This is a genomic window from Streptomyces sp. NPDC058457, assembly GCF_042720695.1.
Lineage (GTDB): Bacteria > Actinomycetota > Actinomycetes > Streptomycetales > Streptomycetaceae > Streptomyces.
The window spans coordinates 20,913-43,337 of record NZ_JBHXLU010000032.1 but is presented as its reverse complement, the minus strand read 5'-3'; the positions used below and the strand labels follow the sequence as shown (position 1 = coordinate 43,337).

22 protein-coding genes are annotated in these 22,425 nt (G+C 71.3%); 10 read left to right on the top strand and 12 right to left on the bottom strand.

The window, feature by feature from the left end; genetic code table 11:
• Position 1: 1 nt before the first annotated feature.
• The 4 genes from ACFWPS_RS24795 to ACFWPS_RS24780 all read left to right on the top strand — a co-directional run bounded on the left by ACFWPS_RS24795 (position 2) and on the right by ACFWPS_RS24780 (position 3,870).
• On the top strand, positions 2 to 772 hold the full coding sequence (locus tag ACFWPS_RS24795) for an SDR family NAD(P)-dependent oxidoreductase (protein WP_383708346.1): 771 nt from the start codon (positions 2 to 4) through the stop codon (positions 770 to 772).
• Positions 773 to 778: 6 nt separating this feature from the next.
• Positions 779 to 1,246 carry a VOC family protein gene (locus tag ACFWPS_RS24790; RefSeq protein ID WP_383708345.1) on the top strand — a complete coding sequence of 156 codons (468 nt, stop codon included), beginning with the start codon at positions 779 to 781 and terminating at the stop codon, positions 1,244 to 1,246.
• Between the two features lie 13 nt (positions 1,247 to 1,259).
• A complete protein-coding gene (locus ACFWPS_RS24785; protein ID WP_383708344.1) occupies positions 1,260 to 2,777 on the top strand; it encodes an MFS transporter in 1,518 nt (505 codons plus the stop codon).
• A 163-nt stretch (positions 2,778 to 2,940) separates the two neighbouring features.
• Positions 2,941 to 3,870 carry a hypothetical protein gene (locus ACFWPS_RS24780; protein ID WP_383708343.1) on the top strand — a complete coding sequence of 310 codons (930 nt, stop codon included), beginning with the start codon at positions 2,941 to 2,943 and terminating at the stop codon, positions 3,868 to 3,870.
• Positions 3,871 to 3,873: 3 nt separating this feature from the next.
• On the opposite strand, the gene ACFWPS_RS24775 is transcribed toward ACFWPS_RS24780, so the two are convergent.
• The 8 genes from ACFWPS_RS24775 to ACFWPS_RS24740 all read right to left on the bottom strand — a co-directional run bounded on the left by ACFWPS_RS24775 (position 3,874) and on the right by ACFWPS_RS24740 (position 11,508).
• Positions 3,874 to 4,644, bottom strand: coding sequence for an SDR family NAD(P)-dependent oxidoreductase (locus ACFWPS_RS24775; protein WP_383708342.1), 771 nt, complete (start codon positions 4,642 to 4,644; stop codon positions 3,874 to 3,876).
• A 43-nt stretch (positions 4,645 to 4,687) separates the two neighbouring features.
• Positions 4,688 to 5,671 (bottom strand): LysR family transcriptional regulator, encoded by a 984-nt coding sequence (locus ACFWPS_RS24770; RefSeq protein ID WP_383708341.1) that lies wholly within the window; start codon positions 5,669 to 5,671, stop codon positions 4,688 to 4,690.
• A gap of 184 nt (positions 5,672 to 5,855) precedes the next feature.
• Complete coding sequence (locus ACFWPS_RS24765) at positions 5,856 to 6,812, bottom strand: fumarylacetoacetate hydrolase family protein (protein WP_383708340.1); 957 nt, start codon at positions 6,810 to 6,812, stop codon at positions 5,856 to 5,858.
• A gap of 6 nt (positions 6,813 to 6,818) precedes the next feature.
• Positions 6,819 to 8,189 (bottom strand): FAD-binding oxidoreductase, encoded by a 1,371-nt coding sequence (locus ACFWPS_RS24760; RefSeq protein WP_383708339.1) that lies wholly within the window; start codon positions 8,187 to 8,189, stop codon positions 6,819 to 6,821.
• 7 nt (positions 8,190 to 8,196) lie between these two features.
• Entirely contained in the window at positions 8,197 to 9,030 is an 834-nt protein-coding gene (locus ACFWPS_RS24755) for a cyclase family protein (RefSeq protein WP_383708338.1), read from the bottom strand.
• Positions 9,027 to 10,031 (bottom strand): amidohydrolase family protein, encoded by a 1,005-nt coding sequence (locus tag ACFWPS_RS24750; protein WP_383708337.1) that lies wholly within the window; start codon positions 10,029 to 10,031, stop codon positions 9,027 to 9,029. The genes ACFWPS_RS24755 and ACFWPS_RS24750 overlap by 4 nt, the downstream gene beginning before the upstream one ends.
• A complete protein-coding gene (locus ACFWPS_RS24745; protein WP_383708336.1) occupies positions 10,028 to 11,152 on the bottom strand; it encodes an FAD-dependent monooxygenase in 1,125 nt (374 codons plus the stop codon). Before ACFWPS_RS24745 ends, ACFWPS_RS24750 begins: the two co-directional genes overlap by 4 nt.
• Before the next feature lie 50 nt (positions 11,153 to 11,202).
• Entirely contained in the window at positions 11,203 to 11,508 is a 306-nt protein-coding gene (locus ACFWPS_RS24740; RefSeq protein ID WP_217553618.1) for an antibiotic biosynthesis monooxygenase, read from the bottom strand.
• Between the two features lie 254 nt (positions 11,509 to 11,762).
• Here ACFWPS_RS24740 and ACFWPS_RS24735 point away from each other — a divergent pair, with 254 nt between their 5' ends.
• From ACFWPS_RS24735 to ACFWPS_RS24710, 6 genes are all read left to right on the top strand, one after another.
• Positions 11,763 to 12,728, top strand: a complete 966-nt coding sequence (locus ACFWPS_RS24735; RefSeq protein WP_383708335.1) for a fumarylacetoacetate hydrolase family protein — start codon at positions 11,763 to 11,765, stop codon at positions 12,726 to 12,728.
• Positions 12,725 to 13,660, top strand: coding sequence for a VOC family protein (locus ACFWPS_RS24730; protein ID WP_383708334.1), 936 nt, complete (start codon positions 12,725 to 12,727; stop codon positions 13,658 to 13,660). The genes ACFWPS_RS24735 and ACFWPS_RS24730 overlap by 4 nt, the downstream gene beginning before the upstream one ends.
• Before the next feature lie 40 nt (positions 13,661 to 13,700).
• Positions 13,701 to 15,002 carry a histidinol dehydrogenase gene (gene hisD / locus ACFWPS_RS24725; RefSeq protein ID WP_383708333.1) on the top strand — a complete coding sequence of 434 codons (1,302 nt, stop codon included), beginning with the start codon at positions 13,701 to 13,703 and terminating at the stop codon, positions 15,000 to 15,002.
• The gene (locus ACFWPS_RS24720) at positions 14,999 to 15,760 is read left to right on the top strand and encodes an SDR family NAD(P)-dependent oxidoreductase (protein ID WP_383708332.1); all 762 of its coding nucleotides are present in this window, start codon (positions 14,999 to 15,001) and stop codon (positions 15,758 to 15,760) included. Before hisD ends, ACFWPS_RS24720 begins: the two co-directional genes overlap by 4 nt.
• Before the next feature lie 291 nt (positions 15,761 to 16,051).
• On the top strand, positions 16,052 to 17,959 hold the full coding sequence (locus ACFWPS_RS24715) for a hypothetical protein (protein ID WP_383708331.1): 1,908 nt from the start codon (positions 16,052 to 16,054) through the stop codon (positions 17,957 to 17,959).
• Positions 17,960 to 18,079: 120 nt separating this feature from the next.
• Positions 18,080 to 18,829, top strand: a complete 750-nt coding sequence (locus tag ACFWPS_RS24710; RefSeq protein WP_383708330.1) for a class I SAM-dependent methyltransferase — start codon at positions 18,080 to 18,082, stop codon at positions 18,827 to 18,829.
• Here the strand turns inward: ACFWPS_RS24710 and ACFWPS_RS24705 are convergent.
• The 4 genes from ACFWPS_RS24705 to ACFWPS_RS24690 all read right to left on the bottom strand — a co-directional run bounded on the left by ACFWPS_RS24705 (position 18,799) and on the right by ACFWPS_RS24690 (position 22,377).
• Positions 18,799 to 19,542, bottom strand: coding sequence for a GntR family transcriptional regulator (locus ACFWPS_RS24705; RefSeq protein WP_383708329.1), 744 nt, complete (start codon positions 19,540 to 19,542; stop codon positions 18,799 to 18,801). The genes ACFWPS_RS24710 and ACFWPS_RS24705 overlap by 31 nt on opposite strands.
• A 180-nt stretch (positions 19,543 to 19,722) precedes the next feature.
• Positions 19,723 to 20,901 carry a serine hydrolase domain-containing protein gene (locus ACFWPS_RS24700; protein ID WP_383708328.1) on the bottom strand — a complete coding sequence of 393 codons (1,179 nt, stop codon included), beginning with the start codon at positions 20,899 to 20,901 and terminating at the stop codon, positions 19,723 to 19,725.
• 89 nt (positions 20,902 to 20,990) lie between these two features.
• Positions 20,991 to 21,395, bottom strand: a complete 405-nt coding sequence (locus ACFWPS_RS24695) for a nuclear transport factor 2 family protein (RefSeq protein WP_383708327.1) — start codon at positions 21,393 to 21,395, stop codon at positions 20,991 to 20,993.
• A gap of 13 nt (positions 21,396 to 21,408) precedes the next feature.
• Positions 21,409 to 22,377 (bottom strand): acetylxylan esterase, encoded by a 969-nt coding sequence (locus ACFWPS_RS24690; RefSeq protein ID WP_383708326.1) that lies wholly within the window; start codon positions 22,375 to 22,377, stop codon positions 21,409 to 21,411.
• Between the last annotated feature and the right edge of the window lie 48 nt (positions 22,378 to 22,425).

The following is a 22,425-nucleotide window of genomic DNA, read 5'->3' as shown; positions in this document are numbered from 1 at the left end:
CATGGGTCGACTGGCCGGAAAAATCGCTTTCATCAGTGGAACGGGGGCTGGAATCGGCCGGGCCGCGGCACAGGTGTTCGCGGCGGAGGGCGCCACCGTATTCGGCTGCGACATCGACGAGAAGAGCGCTGCGGAAACCGTGGAACTCGTCGAGAAGGCCGGTGGTGTCATGCGGTCCCTGGCGCCGGTCGACCTTTCCACCGAGGCCGGGGCGCGGGAGTGGATCGAGGCCGGCATCGCGGAATTCGGCGCGATCGACATCCTCTACAACAACGCCTCCGCCCTGCGGAACGGCCCCTTCGAGACGATGCCCGCCGAAGACTGGTACTTCACCATCAGGAACGAGCTGGACATCCCCTACTTCTGCACCCAGGCGGCCTGGCCGCACCTGATCGCACGCGGCGGCGGAGCCGTCCTGAACGTCGCCTCCGTGGCCGCCGTGCGTGGTGCGCCGTTCATGCCGATGGTGCCGCACGGCGCCGCCAAGGGCGGGGTGCTGGCGATGAGCAAGCACCTGTGCGCGGCCGGCGCCCCGCACCACATCCGGGTCAACACCATCGCCCCGGGCATGACCCGCACCTCGGCCACCGCACCCTTCCTCGACGACCCGAACGGCCCGAAGGCCCAGCTGGAGGCGCGGATCCCGGTCGGCCGGGTCGGGCAGCCCGAGGACATCGCCCACGCGGCGGCCTTCCTCTGCTCCGACGAGGCGGCGTTCGTCAACGGCGCCGACCTCATGGTCGACGGCGGCGACAGCGCGATGGCGGGCTGAGCGCGGATGCACGCACGACTCGACCACGTCGGCGTCAATGTACGCGACCTGCCCGCCCAACTCGCCTGGTACCGAACGGTCTTCGGACTGAAGACCGTCTTCGAGTTCCATCTCGACGGCCCCGGACTCACCGGTGTCGTCCTGGAACACCCGCACGGCTGGCGGCTCGAACTGCTCGCCAGGCCCGGGTCCGTGCCCGGCCTCAGGGCACCGGACCCGATGGCCGCCGCCCTCACCGAGGGGTACGGGCACTTCGCGGTCACCACCCCCGAACTCGCCCCCGTGTACACCGCATTGGTGGCCCACGGAGCGAGCGAGGTCCTCGCCCCCGGTCCGTCCCCCGAACCCGGGGTGCGGATGGCCTGGGTCAAGGATCCCGAGGGAAATCTCATCGAACTCATAGAACGCGGCGGACTCGGCGAGCACGGCGAACTCGCCGAAGGCGAAGAGCGCGGCACCACCGTTGACCCGTGAGATGGAGTGCGGAATGACAAATGCTGTGAAAAAACTGGACGTGGGCACGCTCATAGCCTGTTGTCTGGCAGTTGCCGCCGCGCAGCTGTGCATCACAGTCCCCTCGCCCATCAACGGGGAGATCCAGAGCGCATTCGGAGCCTCGGGATCGCAGGTCGCCTGGGTCACCTCCGCGTTCATTCTGCCCACCGCGATTCTGGAACTGAATTTCGGTGTGGTGGGCGACCTGTTCGGCCGTAAGCGGCTGCTGGTCCTCGGCGGATTCGTGCTGGCGATCGGGGAACTCCTCAACGCCACCTCCCAGAACATCACCATGCTCTGGATCGGCCAGGCCCTCGCCGGCATCGGTGCGGCCGCCCTCTTCCCGAGCTCCCTCGCCGTGATCGCGGCCGCGACGCCCGAGGAGAAGGACCGCGCCAAGGCGGTCTCGACCTGGGCGCTGAGCATCTCCCTCGCCTCCGCCGTGGGCCCGCTCTCCTCCGGGATCCTGGCCACGGTCGCCGACTTCCGCTGGGCGTTCGTACCGCCGGTCGTCCTCGGTGTCGTGGTCGGCATCGCCTGCTGGGCGCTGGTCACCGACTCCAAGGCGCCCGAGGGCCGCGCCCTGGACTGGCCGGGCCAGATCAGCATCGCCGTCGGCCTCACCGCCCTGCTGTGGGGCATCATCGAGGGCGGTGACCGGGGCTGGAGCAGCCCCTCGATCGTCTTCGCGCTGGCCCTCGCCGCCGTGGCCCTCGTCGGCTTCGTGATGGCGGAGCGGCGCGCCGCGTCCCCGATGTTCAACCTGGAGCTGCTGAAGATCCCGTCCTTCGCGGCTGCCGCGGTGGTCGCGCTGACCGGCATGTTCGGCTTCATCGGCACCGCCTACTGCGTCTCCATCCGGCTCGGCGCGGTGATGCACCTCAGTGCCCTGCGCGCCGGTATGCCGTTCGTGATCCTCCAGCTGATCCCGCTGCTCCTCGCACCGGTGCTCAGCAAGATGCTCACCCGCGTCGAGCCGCGCCGGCTGCTGATGGGCGGTCTGCTGCCGATGGCCGCCGGCCAGTTCTGGATCGCCGCACTGCCCATCACCACCACCTCTCTCGCGGCCTTCATCGGCCCGGTGCTGCTGCTCGGCATCGGCTTCATCTGCGTGGTCTCCTCGCTGACGTCGGCCGCCGTGAACGCGGTGCCGATCGAGATGACCGGCATGGCGAGCGGCGCCACCAGCCTGGTCCGCGAGTTCGGTCAGGGTCTCGGCCCGGCCGTGATCAGCACCATCGCGATGAGCGCGGCCTCCTCCGCGCTGGTCGGCAAGCTGAGCGGCGCCGACGCGGGCATGGAGGCCGCGGCCGGTCCGCTGGCCGTGGTCAACGCGGGCAGCGACAGCGCCAGGGCCGCCGCGCAGGACGCCCTCGCGCACGGCATGGCCCTGGGTGTGGTGATCTGCGGCTGCGCATCGCTGCTCGGCGCGCTGGTCACCCTGCTGCTGGTCCGCAAGAGCACCGCACGGGCGACGGCCCAGGCACAGGTGCAGCCGGCATCCGCCTGACCGCCGGCGTGACGAGAAGGCCGGGGCTCCCGCCCCGGCCTTCTGGCGTTCAGTCCAACTGGCCTGTAACAAACGGGGCTTGGCCGGTAACGGAGGTTCCCGGACCATAACGATCGCGGTCCTGACAGGGACTTGACGTCCGGTTATGCCGTATCTTCACGACATGTCCACGCCACCGCAGCAGCCGCCCTCCTCTCCGCAGCAGCCGCCGTCGTCGTCGGCTCCGCAGCAGTCCTCGCCGCCCCCGCTGCAGCCGGACCAGCCCCCGGCGGCACCGCCGCAGCCCCAGCAGCCCCAGCCGACCGCGTACCCGTATCCGAACCCGCAGTCGCCGCCCCCGCAGAACCCCTACGCCCAGCCCACGCTCGCCGGTCAGCCCGCTCCGCCGCAGCAGGCCAACCCCTACGCCGTGCAGCCCGGTTACGGATACCCGCCGCCGGCCGCACCGCCGGCGACCGGCGGGAACGGGGCCGGGAGAGCCGTGCTGTGGGCCGTCGTGGGCGCGGTGGTCGCGTCCGCGGCCTGGGCGGGCGGCATCTTCCTGACGGGCGGCTTCGGCACGAGCGCCGACCTGCGCGGCTACCGGGCGCCCGCGAACCTCTGCTCCAGCGCGGACTACTCGTCGTTCAAGGACGAGTACCCCGTGGACGACTCGTCCCCCACGAAGAACGCGATGAAGGACCCGGCGCTGGACGAGAGTTACTGCAGTCTCAGCCTCAAGAAGACCAGCTCCAGCTACGGCGACGCCTACCTGACCATGCAGGTCGACCTGCACAAGAAGACCGACCCGGCACCGGAGTTCACGGCCACCTGGAAGAACTACGGCGACAGCCACACCGACTACGACGTGACGCCCGTACAGGGCATCGGCGACGAGGCCTACCTGGTCACCCAGGACACCAGCAACGGCTCCACCACCAGCGGCTCGCGGTACGCCACGCTCGCGGTACGGGACGGCTGGATGACGTACACCATGTACTACAGCGCGTACTTCTCCTCGTACGACAGCGACACCGACCCGCCGACCCTCGACTCCGTGACCGGCTGGCTGAAGACCGACACCAGGTCCACGCTGGAGCAGCTCAAGGGCTGACGCTCAGTCCTGGTCGAGGGCGTTGGTGATCGCCTTCACCGGGCCGTGCGCCGCGTAGCCGCCGTCGACGGTGATCTCCGCGCCGTTGACGTAGGAGGCCTCGTCGGAGAGGAGATAGACGACCAGCGGCGCCACCTCGTCGACCGTGCCCGGGCGGCCCTGGGGCGTCATGGCGAGGTGGGCGGCGACGAACACCGGGTTGGCGGTGGCCATCAGCGGGGTCTCGATGTACCCCGGGTGGATGATGTTCGTCCGGATGCCGCGCGGGGCCAGCTCCAGGGACGCCACCTTGGACAGGCCCCGCAGCGCCCACTTGCTGGTCGTGTATGCCACCGCGTGATGCGCGGTGAGCCCGGCGACCGAGCCGACGTTCACGATCGAGGAGCCGGCCGGCATCAGCGGCGCGAGAGCCTGGATGCCGAGCAGGGCGCCGGTAGTGTTCACGGCGAAGGCCCGGTTCCAGTCGGCGAGTTCGACGTGGCCGAGCCGGGCCCGCATCGGGATGCCCGCGTTGTTCACGAGGCCGTGCACGGTGTCCAGGCCGGCCGCCAGGGCCGCCCAGTCCTCCGGCGAGGTCACGTCCAGGTGGACGTACCGGACGTCGAGGCCGTCGGCGCGCAGGGACGCGGCGAGCTTCTCACCGGCCTCGTCCAGCACGTCGGTCGCGATCGCCGTCGCGCCCTCCCGGGCGGCCGCGGCCGCCTCGGCGGCCCCCTGGCCCTGTGCGGCTCCGGTGACGACGACGGTACGGCCCGCCAGGCGCGTGCGGCTCACGGCTTCCTCCAAGAGGGGTACGGGAGAGGTCCTCCCGTCCACGCTAGGAAGCCGCGGACAGCTCCGGAAACACGCTCTCGGAATGGTTGCCATCCGCCTCGGCGATCTCCGGCGGGGCCTCCTCGCCCAGCGCCGTCCCGACCTTGCGCACGGTGTCCCGCAGCCAGCGGTGCGCCGGGTCCGCGTGCCGGTTGTGATGCCAGTACATGGCCTCCACCAGCGGCACGTCCGGGAACGGCGCCGGTACGACCGCACAGCGCGCGAAGCCCTCGAAGCGGCGGGCCAGCCGCTCCGGGACCATGGCCACCAGGTCCGTACCGCTCACCAGGAACGGCAGCACACTGAAGCCCGGTGTGCTGACCTGTACCTTCGGGGTGATCCCGAGGGTCTCCAGCTGGCGCTCGGCGGGGGTGTGGCTCTTGCCGATGGCGCAGGCCGCGTGCGGCATCTCCGCGAGGTCGCGCAGGGTGAGCCGGCCGTCCACGAGGCGCGGGTTGTCCGGGTCGACGATGCACACGAACCGGTCGTGCATCACGGCCTCGCTGACCCCGGGCAACTGGTAGCCGAGCGGCACGATCATCAGGTCGTGGCAGCGCAGGTGCGTCTCCGTCTCCAGCTGTCCGTCCACGATCGGATGGAAGTCGATCCGCACGCCCGGCGCCTCGGCCGCGATCACCCGCAGCAGCGGCTCCACGAGCACCGTCATCACGTAGTCCGACATGACCACGGAGAACCGCTGGCGGCTGCGGGCCGGGTCGAAGTGCCGGGTCAGCGACAGCGCCTCCTCGGCCTTCTGCAGCGACCCCTGCACGACCGGCAGCAGCCGCTCCGCCAGCGGCGTCAGCTCGTACTCCCGGCCCACCCTGATGAGCAGCTCGTCGTTGAAGTGCCGGCGCAGCCGGGCCAGCGAGCCGCTCATCGCGGACTGGCTGGTGCACAGCCGTACACCGGCGTGGGTGACGTTCTTCTCCTCCAGGAGCGCTTCCAGCGCCACCAGAAGATTGAGATCGATCGCTCCGAGACCCACGAGTGTCCCCTTCCGGCCGGCCACGTCCTTGAAGCTTCGGTGAAACGCGAGGTTAACCAGCGGACGGCCGTCGAGGAAGGGGGTCGGGGCGACTGACAGGAAGATGCGATGCCAGGCATTCGGGCACCGGATACCCGCAGGTGGGGGGCGCGCGCGCACCACAGGCCCCCCACAGCTCGGGGTGCTAGGGGCGCGGCGTACGGCCCCTCTTCCGGGCTCGCGGAAGGTATGCGTCCACCCGCCCCGGCACGATCCGGTTGGAGAGCGTGCCCAGCCGCTCCACGGTCAGCGTCACCTCGTCGCCGGGCTGCAGCGGGGGCGGGGTGCGCTCCCCGAGCCGGCCCCAGAACTCCGCCAGTGCGCCCCAGCCGCAGGTGCCGGAGCCGAGGATGTCCCCGGGGCGTACCCAGGCGTCCCGGCTGGCGTAGGCGATCATCTCCTCGAACGTCCAGGAGACGTTGGCGAGGGTGTCCCGGCCGATCAGCTCGCCGTTCAGGGTGACCGTCATCTCCAGGTCCAGGAAGCCGTCCGCGTCCCGCCGGTCCTCGACCTCGTCGGCGGTGACCAGGAAGGGGCCGAGCGTGTTGGCGAAGTCCTTGCCCTTGGAGAAGCCCAGGCCGAGGTTCTTCTCCGGCTTCTGGAGATCCCGCGCCGACCAGTCGTTGAAGACCAGGTAGCCGACGATGTGGTCCCTCGCCTGCCCCGGGGTGAGGTCCCGGCCGCTGCGGCCGATGACCGCGCCGACCTCCAGCTCGAAGTCCAGCACCGAGCAGCCCGCCGGGACCGGCACGTCGTCATGGGCGCCGTAGGCCGCGTGCGGGTTGGTGAAGTAGAAGTTGGGCGCCCGGTACCACTCCTCCGGGACGTGCTCCAGACCGTCCAGCGACTTCGACACGCCCTCGATGTGGGCCTCGAACCCGACGAAGTCCCGGATGGACGGCGGCTTCAGCGGCGGCAGCAGCCGAACCTCGTCGACCGTCAGCTCGCCCGGTTTCCTGAGGGCTTCGACACCGGCCGCGGACAGTACGCCCGCTTCGACGAGTGTGAGAACGCTCACCCCGTCGGGCAGCGGATGGATCACCCCGTCCCGCACCACACCGGCGCGCTCCTCGCCGTCGTGCTCGTATGTCGCGAAACGCATGGCTGCTCACTGCTCCCAGTGGTTGGTGTTGGTGACGGTCCCGGCGCTCAGATGGCCGGCGAACACGCCCTTGGGGTCACGGGCGGCCCGGATCTCGTTCAGCCGCCGCCACTGCTCGTCACCCATGAACCGCAGCTGCCGTACCGTGAAGTCGGAGTCGCCGAGGTACTGGCCCGCGGTCACCGGCTGCATCGCCGCCATCGCCTCGTCCAGCCAGCCGCGCAGTTCCGCGTCCCGCCCGGGGGCGTCGTACACGACATAGCTCGCGCAGTAGATCTCCGACTGCAACGAGAAAGCCATGTCGGGGAGTTGCCGCAGCGGCGCCATGGAGAACCAGATGGTGAAGGTCTGCCGGGTCGGGTGCTCGGTGAACGCCTTGCGGATCGCCGGGACGACCTCCTCGGCGCTGCCGGTCAGCCAGGCGTTGTCGACGAAGTAGCGGTGGCCTTCGGGGTTGGCGGTGCGCTGCCCGGTCAACTGCTCGGCGATTGTGGTGGGTTGCGCCTCGACGCGGAACAGGGCCTGGTCCGCGTAGGGATTGGCGTGCAGCGGCGCGAGCGCCTCGGCAGCCTCTTCCGCGGTGTCGGTCATCGAGACGCCGGTGACCAGCAGCACCGGTCCGTCGAGGTCGGGCGGGGTCTGGGTGAGGGCGACGATCTCCACCAGGTCGGAGACCGTGTGGTGGATGCCGTGCAGCCAGGTCATGACCTCGTCGAAGAGGTCGAGCGGGTAGGCGTGCACGGTGTGCGCGAGATGCCGGGGGAGGGGACGGGTGCGCAGGTGGAAGCGGGTGACGACGCCGAAGAAGCCGGGGCCCGCCCCGCGCGCCGCCCAGAACAGGTCGCTGTGCCGCGTCTCGTCGGCACGCACCAGCTCGCCGTCGGCCGTGACGACGTCGATCGCCACGATGTTCTCGGCCGCCCAGCCCCAGCCGCGCGCGTTCCAGCCCTGCCCGCCCTGGAGCAGAAAGCCCCCGATGCCGACGGACGGACAGTGCCCGCCGTTGAAGAAACGCCCGAACTCGCCGAGAAACGGGTTGAGTTCGTCACCGCCCTTGACGCTGGGGGTGGCCGTGACGATCCCGGTGGTCCCGTCGTACTCCATCTCGCGGAAGCCCCCGAGGTCGATCAGCAGCGCGTCCCGGCGCACCGACCAGGCGGCCCAGCTGTGCCCGCCGGAGCGGACGGCGACCTGCCAGCCGCGCTCCAGGGCGAGCCGTACGCCCTCGACGACGTCCTGTTCGGTGACGGCCCTCAGTACGGCGGCGGGGGTGCGGTCGGCGGGGCGGCGGGCGTTGAAGACCCTGCCGAACACGGCCTCCTCGAAGTCCTCGTCACCAGGGAGGTGGAGGGTGCCGGAGAAGCGGTTGGTGTTCACTGGCGGCTCACTTGACTGCGATGGGGTTGACGGGGGTACCGACCGCGCCGGTCCCCGGCAAGGGTGCCGCGACCAGCAGGAACTCGTAGACACCGTCGGCCGCGCAGTCCTCCGCGAGGGCTTCCAGGTCCCACAGCTCGCCCAGCGGCAGGCCCAGGTGGGGGACGGCGATCCGGTGCAGCGGCTCGGCCGCCGGCTCGGCGAACCCGGACGGCCGCACCTCCAGGCCCCAGGTGTCGGTGGCGACGGCCGCGATCTCGGTGCGGTGCAGCCAGCCCAGGGTGGCGAAGGACAGGCCGGGCGCGTCCCCGCTCGCGTACCCCTCCCAGGCGCCGAGCCGGCGTACCCGGCCGAGCTGTCCGGTGCGGACGAGAACGATGTCACCCCGGCGCACACTGGAGGTGGCGCCCTGTGCCTCGACGGCGTCCCGCAGGTGCTCCTCCGATATCGGGTAGCCGTCGGGGAGCTCACCCCGCGCGTCGCCGACCGCCCGGCCGACGTCGAGCAGCACCCCGCGGCCGGTGAAGGCGTCGCGCAGGTGCTCGATGCCGGTCACGGAGTCACCGTCGGTGACGGCGCGCGAACCGCCGTGCCACGCATACTTGTTGTCGTGACCGCGGCCCAACCCGTCCCATCGCGTGGAAGTTCGGTCGCCGAGCCCGTCGAACCCCTGGGCCAGCGAGAAGGAGCGGCCGCGCCGGACCAGACCCGCGGCGTGCGCGCGGATCGCGTCGTCGATGAAGTTGAGCGTGCCCAGCACGTCGGCCTCGCCCCAACGGCCCCGGTTGCGGTAGGCGGCTCGGGCCTTGGCCAGCTCTTCCTCAAGGGGCCCCAGAGTCATCGGGTGTGTCCTTTCAGCAGCAGATCGAGGGCGTTGCCCCCGGCGATCGCGTCCCGTGCGGCCGGGTCGAGGCCCGCCGCGTCCAGACGGGCCACCGGGTCGGTCACCCCCATGTCGAAGGGGTGGTCGGTGCCGAGCACCACCCGGTCCGCTCCCACCTCCTCGACCAGATGGCGCAGCGCGCGAGGCGTGTAGACGAGGGCGTCGAACCACATCCGCCGCAGATAGGAGCTGGGCGGTTCGGCGCAGCCGCGCGCGTCCGGCCGGACCTGCCAGGCGTGGTCGGAGCGGCCGATGTACGTCGGCAGGTAGCCGCCGCCGTGCGCGGCCACCAGCTTCAGGTCCGGGAACCGGTCCAGGACCCCGGTGAAGATCAGACGGGAGAGCGCGACCGTGGTCTCGGTGGGCTGGCCGACCGTGTTGCCCAGGTAGTTCGAGGCGAGCCGCTCGCCGAGCGAGCAGCCCCAGGGGTGGACGAAGACGACCGCGCCCAGCTCCTCGGCCTTCAGCCAGACGTCGTCGTGCGCGGGGTCGGCCAGCTCGCGGCCCCCGACGGTGGTGGAGACGCTGATGCCGTACAGGCCCAGCTCGGTGACCGCCTTGTCCAGCATGGCGACCGCCAGGTCCGGGTGCTGGAGCGGTACGGTGCCGAGGCCGTACAGCCGGCCGGGCGCGGCGGCACAGTGCGCGGCCACCGCCTCGTTGACGGTACGGGCCAGTTGTACCGCAAGGCCCGGGCCGGCCCAGTAGTGGTGCATGGGCATCGGGCCGACCACCTGGATGTCGACGCCCATCGTGTCGAGGTCGGCGAGCCGCACGTCCACGTCCGTCAACCTCCCCGCCAGACGCTGGAGCTGGGCCCGGTTGGCGGCCAGCGACTCGGCGGAGTGGGCCCGCTGCTCGGCGGCCAGCTCGGCCGCGAAGCCCGCGGTACCGGCCACCAGGGCGTCGGCCTCGGGGACTGCGAGATGCCCGTGGAAGTCGACGACGGGCGTGCTCATGCGGCCACCGTCAGGGAAGCGAGGGTCTCCGACATGATCCGGGCCGGGTCGGCGCCCGGGGTGTCCGGGTGGATCTCCCACTCGGCGAGCTGGAGGGAGTTGTCCAGCACCATGCGGACGCGGGGCAGCCGCCGGGCCATGAACCGTGCCAGGGCCCGGTCCACCGGCTCGTCGGCGGTGACCAGCTCGGCCAGCAGCACCGCGTCCTCCATGCACATCGCGGCACCCTGCGCGATCAGCGGCGGACAGGCGTGCGCCGCGTCTCCGACCACCATGGCCCGGCCCCGGTGCCAGTCCTCGTCGACCAGCACCGCCTCGATCCAGCGGTAGTCCACGGCCGTGTCGTCCGGCAGCGAGGCGAGTATCTTCCCCCAGGTGCCGCCGTATCCGGCGCCGCGCTCACGGAGCAGGTCCAGCGAGGCGCGCGGGCCGATCAGGGAGGCGTCCAGGTTCTCGTCGAGGAGGTAGGCGTAGCACTGGTCGTCGGAGATCGGGCTGTAGCCGGCCTTGTAGCGGGGACCGCCGTAGTACACCTCGGCGCAGTCCATCTCGGCCGGGCGCCGGGCCACCACCCGGAAGATCGACATGCCGACCGGGCGGGGCCTGGCGGTGATGCCGATGAGCGCGCGCATCGCCGAGTTGATGCCGTCCGCGCCGACCACCAGGTCGTAGCGGTCGGTGGAGCCGTCGGTGAAGGTCACGTCCACATGGTCGGCGGACTGGTCGAGGCCGCGCACGCTCAGGCCCAGGCGGACGGTGACGCCGTGCGCGTACACCGCGTCGCACAGCGCGTTCTGCAGGTCCGAGCGGAGCGCGCCCGCCGTGGACGGCAGGTCCGCGCCGCCGGTGTGCGGGGTCTCCAGCTCGGTGATCAGACCGCCGTCCGCCCGGCGCAGCCGCATGAGGTCGAACGGCACCGCCCGGGCCAGCACCCGCTCCAGCACGCCGACCGAGCGCAGCGCCTTGAGGGCGTTGCCCTGGATGGTGATGCCGTGGCCCACTCCGAACCACTGGGGCGAGACCTCGACGAGCTCCACCCCGACCCCGCGCTGGGCGAGGGCGAGACACAGCACGCTTCCGGTGATGCCGCCGCCGACGACGAGCACCTTGTTCACGGGCATGGGCGATCCTTGCGAAAGTAGAAAGGCAGATGGCGGGGGGTCAGCAGCTTTCAGCCGGTGAAGCGGGGGCCCAGCTCGCGGTAGTGCTCGACGGCCGGCGGAGCGGCGAAGAACGGGCCGACCAGGGCCCGCCAGCGCGCGAACCGCTCCGACTCCCGGAAACCGACCGTGTGCGCCTCGACCGACGCCCAGCCGACGAGCAGCAGGAAGGTCCGCGGCCGCTCCGCGCAGCGCAGCAGCTCGGCCCAGCGGAACCCGTCCGCCTCGGCGAGCACCTCGCGGGCCTTGCCGAAGACCTCCTCGAATTCCGCTTCCCGGCCTTCCTCTACGGTCAGCTCGGCGTGCTCGACCACCACGGTGTGCTCCTCGGGTTCGGGGTGGCATCGAGCCTGATCGGCGGTAGGTGCAGGGTCAACGGATCGAGGCATCGGCAAGGGGGACGTCATCCATCCCCGACGGCGATGGCGGTCCCCGCGGCGGAGCCGCACATCGGCGCAGGCCGCGGCGGAGTGCGCGGGTGATGGCAGCCATCGTGAACGGCCATTTCCGCCGACCGGGCGGGATGCCTAGCGTCGAAGGCGAGCCCCCACCCGTACGAGGAGAGCCGCCCGTGCCCGAACCTTCCCCCTCCCACGCCGGACCCTTCGCGCTCGGCACCTTCAGCGACGGAGCGGCCCCCTTCCCCGGCCTGGTCGCCGGCACGCGGGTCCGTGACCTCTCCGGCACGGTCGCGTCGGTGCGCGCGCTGGTCGAGGACTGGGACACCTGGCTGCCCCGCCTGCACGAGCTGGCCGCGGCCACCGACGGCACCTGGCGCAACCTGGCCGACCTGCGGGTCCTGACGCCGATCGAACCCGGCCAGATCCTGCAGAGCGGCGCCAACTACCGCAAGCACGTGGTCGACCTGGTCGCCGCCGAGAAGGAGAGCGTGCACGGCGCCACCCCCGAGGAGGCCCGCGCCGACGCCGAGACCATGATGGACGAGCGGATCCGCAGCGGAGTCCCCTACATCTTCCTCGGCTCGCCGCGCGCGCTGTGCGGGCCGTACGACGACGTCGTGCTGCCCGCACTCGGCGAACAGCATGACTGGGAGCTCGAACTCGCCCTGGTCATCGGCAGGTCCGGGAAGAACATTCCGGCCGCGGAGGCGATGCCGTACGTCGCCGGGTACACGATCAGCAACGACCTCACCACCCGTGACCGGCTGTACCGGCCCGACCTGAAGGCCATCGGCACCGACTGGTTCACCGCCAAGAACGCCGACACCTTCCTGCCGACCGGGCCGTTCCTGGTCCCCGCGGACTTCGTCGGCGACCCGGGCGACCTGCGGATCACGCTGCGGCACAACGGGGTGGTCCGGCAGGACGAGTCCACCAAGGACATGATCTTCGACATTCCCCGGCTGATCGCCTACGCCTCCACGACCACCACCCTGCGCCCCGGCGACCTGCTGCTCACCGGCTCCCCGGCCGGCAACGGCGCGCACTGGGGGGTCTTCCTCAGGCCCGGAGACGTGATCGACGCGGAGATCACCGGCCTCGGCCATCAGCGCAACACCGTCAGGAGCGACGCATGAGCTTCCAGCCCATCACCCATCTGCGCCATGTCGACCTGGCCGTACCGGACTTCGCCACCCAGCGCGCCTTCTACGGCACCACCTGGGGTCTGACCGAGGTCGCGAACGACAGCGGCATCGCGTTCTTCGCCGCCGAGGGCAGCCCCGAGCAGTACATCGTGCGCATCCGCGAGGACGAGCGGAAGCGGATGGACCTCGTCGCCTTCGGTGCCGTGTCACCGGCGGCCGTCGACGAACTCGCGGTGCGGCTGGGGCGGGCCGGGGTGCGGATCATCCACGAGCCGCGGGCGCTGGACACCCCCGGCGGCGGCTACGGGCTGCGCTTCTTCGACCCCGACGGGCGGGTCGTCGAGGTCTCGGCCGACGTGGCCACCCGCACCCATCGCAGGATCGAGGAGCGCGAGGCCATCCCGGTGCGGCTCTCGCACTGCGTGGTCAACTCCCAGGACCCGGAGGGGCTGCGGGACTTCTACATCCAGAACCTCGGCTTCCGGCTCACCGACACCCTGTACTCCACGCACATGGGCGACCTCATGTACTTCCTGCGGTGCAGCCCGCTGCACCACTCCTTCGCCATCGCGCGCGGGCCCCATGTGTCGCTGCACCATGCCTCGTTCGAGATGCGGGGTGTGGAGGAGTACATGCGCGGCACCGGGCGTGCGCTGCGCGCCGGGACCCGGCTCACCTGGGGTCCGGGACGGCACCTGGCGGGCGACAACACCTTCTCCTACTTCCACGACCCGCACGGCAACACTGTCGAGTACACCACCGAGCTCGCCGTCCTCGAAGAGGACCTGTGGCACCCCGGCCGGCACGACGTGGACGACCCGATCACCCAGGACCAGTGGGGCACCGCCGACCCGATGAGCGAGTCGGTCGCCAAGGAGCAGTTCAACGACCCCGACGTGCTCTTCGAAGCGCCCCCGGTGTGATCCCCCTCCCGAGCGAAATCTCCTGAGAAAGGCCGCAGTTGTGGCAGAGATCCTGAAGCATGCCGTGCCCGGGGCCGAGGTGGCCGCCTCCCTCGACCAGGTGCGGGAGACCGTCACCGGTGTCATCGCGGACATCCGCGAGCGCGGTGACGCGGCCGTCCGCGAGTACTCCGAGAAGTTCGACAAGTGGAGCCCCGACTCCTTCCGGCTGAGCGCGGAGGAGGTCGAGAAGATCGTCGCCTCGGTGCCGCAGCAGGTCATCGACGACATCAGGTTCGTCCAGGAGCAGGTCCGCAACTTCGCCCGCCACCAGCTCGACTCGATGGGCGAGTTCGAGGTGGAGACACTGCCGGGCGTGAAGCTCGGCCAGAAGCACATCCCCGTGCAGGCGGCCGGCGCCTACATCCCCGGCGGCCGCTACCCGCTCACCGCCTCCGCCCACATGACCATCGTCACCGCCAAGGTGGCGGGCGTGGAGCGGGTGGTCGCCTGCACTCCGCCGATCCACGGCGAGATCCCCGCCGCAACCGTCGCCGCCATGCACCTCGCGGGCGCCGACGAGATCTGGCTGCTCGGCGGCGTCCAGGCGGTGGCCGCGATGGCCGTGGGCACCGACACCATGGAGCCCGTCAACCTCATCGCAGGACCCGGCAACGCCTATGTGGCCGAGGCCAAGCGCCAGCTGTTCGGCGAGATCGGGATCGACCTGTTCGCCGGACCCACCGAGATCCTGGTCCTCGCCGACGACCAGGCGGACCCGTTCGTCTGCGCGGTCGACCTGCTCTCCCAGGCCGAGCACGGCCCGGACTCCCCGGCGGTCCTGATCACCACCTCCCGCGAGGTCGCCGAGCGGACCGTCGCCGAGGTCGAGCGCCTCCTGCCCGGCATGCCCACCCGCGACTACGCGGAGCTCGCCTGGCGCAACCACGGCCAGGTGCACGTCGTCGAATCGATCGACGAACTGTACGAACTCGCCGACGCGTTCGCCTTCGAACACGTCGAGGTGCTCACGTCGGAGCCGCGCCTCGCGCTGGAGAGGATGACCCAGTACGGCGCCCTGTTCCTCGGCGAGGGCACCTGTGTGTCGTTCGGCGACAAGGTCATCGGCACGAACCATGTGCTGCCCACACGTGGTGCCGCCCGCTACACCGGCGGCCTCTGGGTGGGGAAGTACCTCAAGACCGTCACCTACCAGGAGGTCACCGACACCGCCTCGCAGGCCCTGCTCGGGCGGCTGTGCGGGCGCGCGTCCCGGGTCGAGCTGTTCGAGGGCCATGCCCGCTCGGGCGACGTACGGGCCGCGAGGGCCGCGGGCGACGCGCTGCCGTGGAACGAAGCGTGAGTCTGGACGGCCGTACGGCCCTGGTCACCGGCGGGGGAGGGCCGCTCGGCCGGGCCTTCGCGCTGGCGCTCGCCGACGCCGGTGCCCGGGTGGTCCTCGTCGGCCGGAACGAGCAGGCCCTGGCGGAGGCGGCGGCCAAGGTGGGCGAGGCGGCCCGCACGGCGGTGTGCGACGTCTCCGACCCCGTGTCGGTACGCGCCCTGGCCGCCGGACTCGCCGACGAGGACGTGTCGTTGCTCGTCAACAACGCCGGCGTCGCGGGACCGGTGCGGCCGCTCGTCGACATCGAACCCGACGAGTGGGACGACGTGTTCGCCGCCAACGTACGCGGCGTCTACCTCATGTGCCGGGCGTTCCTGCCGCCCATGCTCGCCGCCGGGCGGGGCGACATCGTCAACGTCGCCTCGGTCAGCGGCAAGCGCCCGCTGCTCAACCGCACGCCGTACACCGCCTCCAAGATGGCGCTGATCGGCCTCACCCGGACGCTGGCGGGCGAGGTGGGCCCGCAGGGCGTCGCGGTCAACTCCCTCTCCCCGGGCCCGGTCCGGGGACCCCGCATGGACCGCAACTTCCGGCTCACCGCCGAACTCACCGGCTGCACCGTCGAGGAGGCCGAACGGGACTTCGCCTCCCGGGCCGCGCTCGGCCGGCTGGTGGAGGAGGACGAGGTCGCGCGGGCACTGGTCGCCATGCTGGCGATGCCGGGGCTGTGCGGGGCGGACATCGACCTGTCGGCGGGGATGATCGCACCGGCGTAGATCAGCTTTGAGAACCCGGCGAGGTGGACGGCATGCGGGCCGTCCGCCTCGCCGTCGTGCGTGCTCACGACCGGGGGCTGTGGCCACTCTGTGTGATCGCCATGAAGTGGGCCGCACGATCGAAGGCATCGGGTTCCGGGATGCGTGTGTGCAAGGCCTGTCCCGGTTTTACCGAGGCTGATTCACTCCAACCTGCGCACCTCAGGTGCCTTCGTCGCCCTGGTTCCGACCGGCGACTCGTAACTCTGCGCGACGGCGCACTCGCGCACTCCACCCGTGGAAAGGCCTGCAATGACGCTGACATCCCGACGCTCGTTCCTGATCGCCGGTTCCGCCACGACAGCGGCCGTGCTCGTTCCGGTCGCCTCCGGCACCGCCACCGCCGCGCCGAAGGCGTCGGGCAGGACGATCTCCGTCGCCGCGGGGGAGACCTACGAACTCGCCGCGACCACCAAGGTCAGCCAGCTGACCATCGGCGACGGCGGCAAGATCGTCGCCCCGGACGGGTACGACATCAGCCTCACCGTCGACGGTGTGGAGACCGGCCAGCTGCTCACCGAGACCGGCGGCACCGCGACCCTGATCCAGGCCGGCACCTACCGCGGCGACGTCGTCCTCACGGTCGCCGAGTCCAACGACGTCACCTACCAGACGCTGACCTTCCCGTTCCGGCAGGCCCTGTACGTCGGTTCGGACGGGGTCGACTCCGCGAAGTCCGTGCTGTCCGCCGTACGCGGCGGCAAGGTCACCGACACGGCCGCCCGCAACGTGTCGATCGCGTCCACCGGCGAGTGCTTCAACGGCGTCTACGTCGAGAGCGCCGACTACACCCTGCAGAGCCCGACCATCACCCTGGACGGCAACGGCCGTTCGGACTTCGCCGGGTACGGCGCGGCCGTGGTCGGCGACGGCTCCGCGACCAAGCTGGTCGTGGACGGCGCCCGGATCAGCAACAAGGGCGTGGTCCGCACCACCGTCATCGCCAACAACGGAGCCAACGTCCTCGTCAAGGACTCCTTCCTGCGCGCCCGCAACGGCGTCCTGCCCGCCGACTACGAGGCCACCGTCGAGACCCCGTACATGGAGTCGGTGCCCTGGATGCTGGGCCTGGACGGCAACGTCCGCGCCACCAACCTGATCGGCAAGGGCAGCATCGCCACCTACCTCAACTCGACCGTGTTCTCCGAGACCTGGGGCGCGCTGTCGGTCGAGGGCGGCAGCGGCCTGAAGCTGACCGCGATCAACAGCCACGTCGGCAACACCGGCGACTACGGCTATGGCACCTACGCCATCGGCGACGCCACCGTCCGCGTCCTCGGCTCCCGCTTCGACGTCGGCTCCTACGCGACGATCATCGCCGGGCCGGCCGCCGTCGTGCACTACGGCGACAGCACCCGCGACGCCGTCGCCGCCCTCAACACCGAGCTGGATCTCGGCCTGTCCAACGCCGAGTTGCGGAGCATTCCGGAGCGCAGCACGGTGGTCAACTCCGGTCACTTCGGCTACATGTTCTTCGGCGCCGGTCAACTCACCCTGGACGGCGGCACCGTCATCAACTCGGAGCGGGCCACCTTCCTCAACAAGGGCCAGCAGACCACCATTTCGGTCGACGGCTCCAAGGGCGCCCGGCTCAACCCGCGCGACGGCATCATCCTCCAGATGATCGAGCTGGACGACCCCGGCCCGGTCCGCGTCAACGGCAAGATGATGAACGTCGGCGTCTACACCGAGCCCACCACCGACCCGACCAAGAACTCCTCCTTCGACGTCACCGCCGTCCACTCCACCGACGGTGCCGCCACCTTCAGCTCCATCAGGCTGAAGGGCGACTTCTACAACGGCGTGCGCAACGGCAGGAACATGGTCCTCACCTTCGAGGACTCGTCCGTCGAGGGCGTCATCTCGGCGACCAAGGCCAAGCACCGGGTGTCCTCGATCGACTCGTCCACCTTCTACGAGCTGGGCATCGTCACCAACACCGTGCAGGCCGCCGTCAACAACGGCGTGGTGGTCAAGCTGAACAGCGGCGCCACCTGGACGGTCACCGGGACGTCGTACCTGACCAGTCTCACCCTCGCGGCCGACGCGGCCGTGCGGGCACCGCGCGGCAGGACCGTGAAGCTGACGGTCGACGGCACCGAGACGGCGATCACCGCGGGCTCCACCTACACGGGCGCCCTCACGCTGACCGTGGCGTGACGCCCGGCGCCCTGGCGTGACATCAGGCGCCGTGGCGTGACACCAGGCCGGAGGCGCGGTCCCTTCCACGGTCCGCGCCTCCTCCGCGTCCGGCGGCGGGAGCTCCCGTAAGCTGGCCGGATGTTCAGCCCCGAAGGCCCGAGCCTCCGTGAACTCGCCGTCCAGGCCCTGTCCTCGGTGGAGCGCGGTTACGACCTGCTGGCCCCGAAGTTCGACCACACCCCCTTCCGGACACCCGACTCGGTGTTGCAGGCGGTCGCGAAGGCGCTCGTTCCGCTCGGCCCCTTCGAGGACGGCCTCGACCTGTGCTGCGGGACGGGAGCCGGCACCGAGGTGCTGGCCCAGGTGTGCCGGCACAGCGCCACCGGGGTCGACTTCAGCGCCGGCATGCTGGCGGTCGCCCGCCGGCAGACCCCGCCCGAGGGCCCGGACGTCGCGTATGTGCGCGGCGACGCCCGGGCCCTGCCGTTCGGGCCCGCCTTTGACCTGGTCGTCAGCTTCGGGGCGTTCGGCCACTTCCTGCCCCGGGAACTGCCCGGCCTCTTCGGTCAGGTGCGCGCGGTGCTGCGGCCGGGCGGCACCTTCGCCTTCCCGGTACTCGCGCCGCCGCGGCCCACCAGCCCCGGGTTCTGGATGCTGCTGGGCTTCGACGCCGTGATGCGGGTGCGCAACGCCCTGTGGCGGCCGCCGTTCGTCATGTACTACCGGGCCTTCCGACTCGGCGATGTACTGGGCGAGTTGGCGCGGGCGGGGTTCGGCACGGACCTGTACCCGCTGCCCGAGTTCGGCGAGCGCGACGACGGCAGCCCGCGCGCCCGGCTGGTGGTGGCCCGGCCCGGTCAGCCCGCGGCAGGGACCGTGAACTCGTAGACCAGCGCGTCCTGCTGGGCGTCCACCACCAGGTCGGTGATCTCCAGCGGGCGGGCGTACTGGTCGTGCACCCGACGCGTCACCCGGACCGAGGACGCGTCCGCGACCTGGGTGATGGAGTCCCGGTGGTGGAGGGTGAGGCCGGCCTTGCGCATCCAGTCGTACGCCCGGCGCAGCTGCGCGGCGGTACAGCCGTCCGCCCGGTCCCGGTAGCGTCCGAGTTCCTCGACCTCGGTCAGGGCCACCGTCGAGAAGGAGGTCACGGCGGTGCGCAGGGCGTGTCCGTCGGGGGAGGCGGACTCGTAGCGGTGCACCAGGGTCGGCCGGTGCGGGGCCAGCCCCAGGGCCGCCGCGTGCTCGGGCGGCGGCTCCTCCCAGGTGACCGTGGCCCGGTCTACCGCGCCGTGTTCCGTGGTCCCGGCGCCCACCGGGAAGGCCAGCGAGACCGGGTTCTCCACCGGACGGCCGTGCAGGGTCGCGTGGCTGCCGCGCCGGTCGGTGGCCACCAGTCCGCTGTGCCGCAGTACCTCCAGCGCCTGCCGGACGGTCTCCCGGCTGACCCCGAAGTGCTGTGCCAACTGCCGTTCCGCGGGCAGCCGTTCACCCGGCGGCAGGGTGCCGTCGCGCAGTTCGCCGAGGAGTTGTGTCGCGATCCGCCAGTACAGGGGCTGCCCTTCGCTCTCGGAGTGGTCGTGGGGGGTGGTGCGGGCCATGCCGCGCCTCCTGTGGGTGACAGGGCTTGGTCACCGGGCACGCGGACAGGCGTGCTGACGCCTGCCGGCGGGCCCGATGACAAGACGTAGCCGTGCGGGTTCGGTCCGCGACCACATCTAGCATTGGTCTAAACCATCAGGGAAGAGCGTCCGACCGGTTCGGCCGAAACCGTGCGGGCCTCACAGACACGCGTAAACGGCCTTGACCAGGGCTGTCTTCCGGGGGTCGTCCGCGATCCGCGGTCCCATGCGGTTCATGACGTATCCGAGGGAGACCCCTGCTTCCGGGTCGGCCAACCCGCAGGAGCCGCCGAACCCGTCGTGTCCGAAGGCGCGCGGGTTCGGCCCGTACGAGCCGTTCGACCCGCTCAGCCAGAGCCCGAGGCCGATCTCGGTCTCGTGCTCGAAACCCGCCCCCAGTACCAGGTCACGGCAGCTGCCCTGACCCTCCCGCACCCGCTCGGCCGCCTCCGGCGACAGCACGCGCCGGCCGCCGTACTCGCCCCGGCCGGCGAACACCCCGTACAGCGCCGCGACCGCCCGGGCCGTGCCGTGCCCGTTGGCCGCCGGGATCTCGGCCGCCCGCCACTCGGGGGTGTTCGCCGCGCTCGCGCCCACACCCGGGTTGGCCAGCGCGGCGACGGCGGCCGGCGCCAACTGGCTGAAGATCGCAGCCTGTTCGCTGTCCGACACGACCCGGGGATGCACCAGTTCGGCCGCCCGGCCCGACTCCTTCTCCGGCAGCCCGACGGTGAAGTCGATCCCCAGCGGCCCGGTGACCTCCTGCTCCAGGAACGCCCCCGGCAGCAGCCCTGACACCCGCCGCACCACCTCGCCGACCAGGAAGCCGTAGGTCAGCGCGTGGTACCCGGACCTGGTCCCCGGCTCCCACCAGGGCTCCGTCGCCGCCAGCCGCGCGGTCGTCAGCTCCCAGTCGTACAACTCCTGGAGCGAGTGCGGCGAGCGCAGGCCGGACAGCCCGGCCCGGTGTGAGAGCAGATGGCGGACCAGGACGCCCTCCTTGCCGGCCGCCGCGAACTCGGGCCAGTAGCCGGCCACCGGCGCGTCGAGGTCGAGCAGCCCCCGGTCGGCCAGGATGTGCGCGCACAGGGCCACCGGGCCCTTGGTGGTGGACCAGACGTTGACCACGGTGTCGCGCTCCCACGGCCGGGTGCGAGCCGGATCCGCCCAGCCGCCCCGGAGATCCACCACGGTCTCGCCGCCGACCGTCACCGCGACGGCGGCACCCAGCTCCTCCCGGTCCCGGAAGTTCTCCTCGAACGCCTCCCGTACAGCCCCGAAACGCGGATCGCAGTGGCCGTGGACATGCGGCTGTGGCTGTGGTTCGTGCTCGGACATGCGCCCTCCGTCGTACGCCGGAAAACCCGGACCGCGACGCTGCGGCCCGGGCACCCCGAACGTACCGACTGGTCGGACTGGAGGGAAGGTCAGAGAAGGAAGAGCCGCCCGGACGGCTCCTGGTGCCCCTCGGCGGTGTGCCAGTAGTCGCGGGTCTCCACCGCGAGCCCCTGTGCGTCGAAGCGCACGAACACGCATCCGGCCAGTGTGGCCGCCGCACCCTCCTCCTCGGACCGCACCCGGAACTCCGCCGCCGCGACCCCGTCCGGGCCCACCAGCGGGGCCGAGAACCTGACGTCCGGCACCCGCTCCGCCTCGAACGACCAGCGCAGATAGGAGGCGAGTTCGTCCCGCCCCCGGTGCGGGGCCCGGAACGGCATCGAGCGGTGCACACAGTCCTCGGCATACAGGGCGAGCAGTGCGTCCACGTCGTGCGCGGCCCAGCCCCGCTCCCAGACCCGGACGAACCGCTCGGCGGCCTCGCGCGTGTCCATCTCCGCCGCCTCCTCAGACGTACGAGCGCAGCCAGCGCACCTTCGCCGCCTCGTGGTAAGGGCCGCCGCCCTCGTGGTCGTTGTAGTCGTACACCTCGATCGCCTTGTCCTCGTGCGCCCAGGAGTTGAAGGCCGCGTAGACCGTTGAGGGCGGGCAGGTCTGGTCCTCCAGGGCCGCCGAGAACAGCGCCGGGGCCCGGCCGCGCGCCGCGAAGTGCACCCCGTCGAAATAGGAGAGAGTGCGCTGCACGTCCGCCGAGCGGCCGCGGTGGGTCTTGAGGAACAGGGCGATCTCCCGGTACGGGTGACGGTCCGTCAGTTTTGTGGCGCGCGGGAAGTCGCACAGGAACGGCACGTCGGGGGCGACCGCGACCAGGTCGGGGACCAGGCCGCCGACCGCGATGGTGATCCCGCCGCCCTGGCTGGCCCCGAGCGCCACGGTCCGCGTCGCGTCGGCCAGCGGGTGCGAACGGGCGGCCTCCACGGCCCGCACCGCGTCCGTGAACACCCGCCGGTAGTAGTAGTTCTCCGGCGCGTCGATGCCCCGCGTCATGAACCCGGGAAAGGCCGGCGCGCCGCCCACCGGGTCGGCGGTGGCGCCGCCGCCGCCCCAGGCGCTGCCCTGGCCCCGGGTGTCCATCGTGAAGTGCGCCCGTCCCGTCGACGCCCAGAGCAGGTTCTCGTGCGGCAGCCCGCGCCCGCCGCCGTACCCGACGAACTCCACGACCAGCGGCAGCGGTCCGGTGGCGCCGGCCGGCAGTCGCAGCCAGCCCTTGACCGGGTGGCCGCCGAACCCGGCGAACGTCACGTCGTAGACGTCGACCGTGGACAGCCCGGTGTCGACCGGCTCGAAGCGGGCGTCGAGATCGTGCTCGCGGGCCTCCTGGAGCGTCTTGGACCAGAACGAGTCGAAGTCCTCGGGTGCCGTCGACTCGCTGCGGTGTTCGCGGAGCTCGTCCAGGGGAAGGTCGAACAGGGCCATCTACAACCGCCTTGGTGAAGGGAAGGTGCGGATGATCACACCGTACGT

What these genes read in the sequence shown, in the direction of transcription:
- ACFWPS_RS24795 (WP_383708346.1), top strand. Translation starts at nt 2, where the DNA reads ATGGGTCGACTGGCCGGAAAAATCGCTTTCATCAGTGGAACGGGGGCT.
- ACFWPS_RS24790 (WP_383708345.1), top strand. Translation starts at nt 779, where the DNA reads ATGCACGCACGACTCGACCACGTCGGCGTCAATGTACGCGACCTGCCC.
- ACFWPS_RS24785 (WP_383708344.1), top strand. Translation starts at nt 1,260, where the DNA reads ATGACAAATGCTGTGAAAAAACTGGACGTGGGCACGCTCATAGCCTGT.
- ACFWPS_RS24780 (WP_383708343.1), top strand. Translation starts at nt 2,941, where the DNA reads ATGTCCACGCCACCGCAGCAGCCGCCCTCCTCTCCGCAGCAGCCGCCG.
- ACFWPS_RS24765 (WP_383708340.1), bottom strand. Translation starts at nt 6,812, where the DNA reads ATGCGTTTCGCGACATACGAGCACGACGGCGAGGAGCGCGCCGGTGTG.
- ACFWPS_RS24755 (WP_383708338.1), bottom strand. Translation starts at nt 9,030, where the DNA reads ATGACTCTGGGGCCCCTTGAGGAAGAGCTGGCCAAGGCCCGAGCCGCC.
- ACFWPS_RS24750 (WP_383708337.1), bottom strand. Translation starts at nt 10,031, where the DNA reads ATGAGCACGCCCGTCGTCGACTTCCACGGGCATCTCGCAGTCCCCGAG.
- ACFWPS_RS24745 (WP_383708336.1), bottom strand. Translation starts at nt 11,152, where the DNA reads ATGCCCGTGAACAAGGTGCTCGTCGTCGGCGGCGGCATCACCGGAAGC.
- ACFWPS_RS24730 (WP_383708334.1), top strand. Translation starts at nt 12,725, where the DNA reads ATGAGCTTCCAGCCCATCACCCATCTGCGCCATGTCGACCTGGCCGTA.
- ACFWPS_RS24715 (WP_383708331.1), top strand. Translation starts at nt 16,052, where the DNA reads ATGACGCTGACATCCCGACGCTCGTTCCTGATCGCCGGTTCCGCCACG.
- ACFWPS_RS24710 (WP_383708330.1), top strand. Translation starts at nt 18,080, where the DNA reads ATGTTCAGCCCCGAAGGCCCGAGCCTCCGTGAACTCGCCGTCCAGGCC.
- ACFWPS_RS24705 (WP_383708329.1), bottom strand. Translation starts at nt 19,542, where the DNA reads ATGGCCCGCACCACCCCCCACGACCACTCCGAGAGCGAAGGGCAGCCC.
- ACFWPS_RS24700 (WP_383708328.1), bottom strand. Translation starts at nt 20,901, where the DNA reads ATGTCCGAGCACGAACCACAGCCACAGCCGCATGTCCACGGCCACTGC.
- ACFWPS_RS24695 (WP_383708327.1), bottom strand. Translation starts at nt 21,395, where the DNA reads ATGGACACGCGCGAGGCCGCCGAGCGGTTCGTCCGGGTCTGGGAGCGG.
- ACFWPS_RS24690 (WP_383708326.1), bottom strand. Translation starts at nt 22,377, where the DNA reads ATGGCCCTGTTCGACCTTCCCCTGGACGAGCTCCGCGAACACCGCAGC.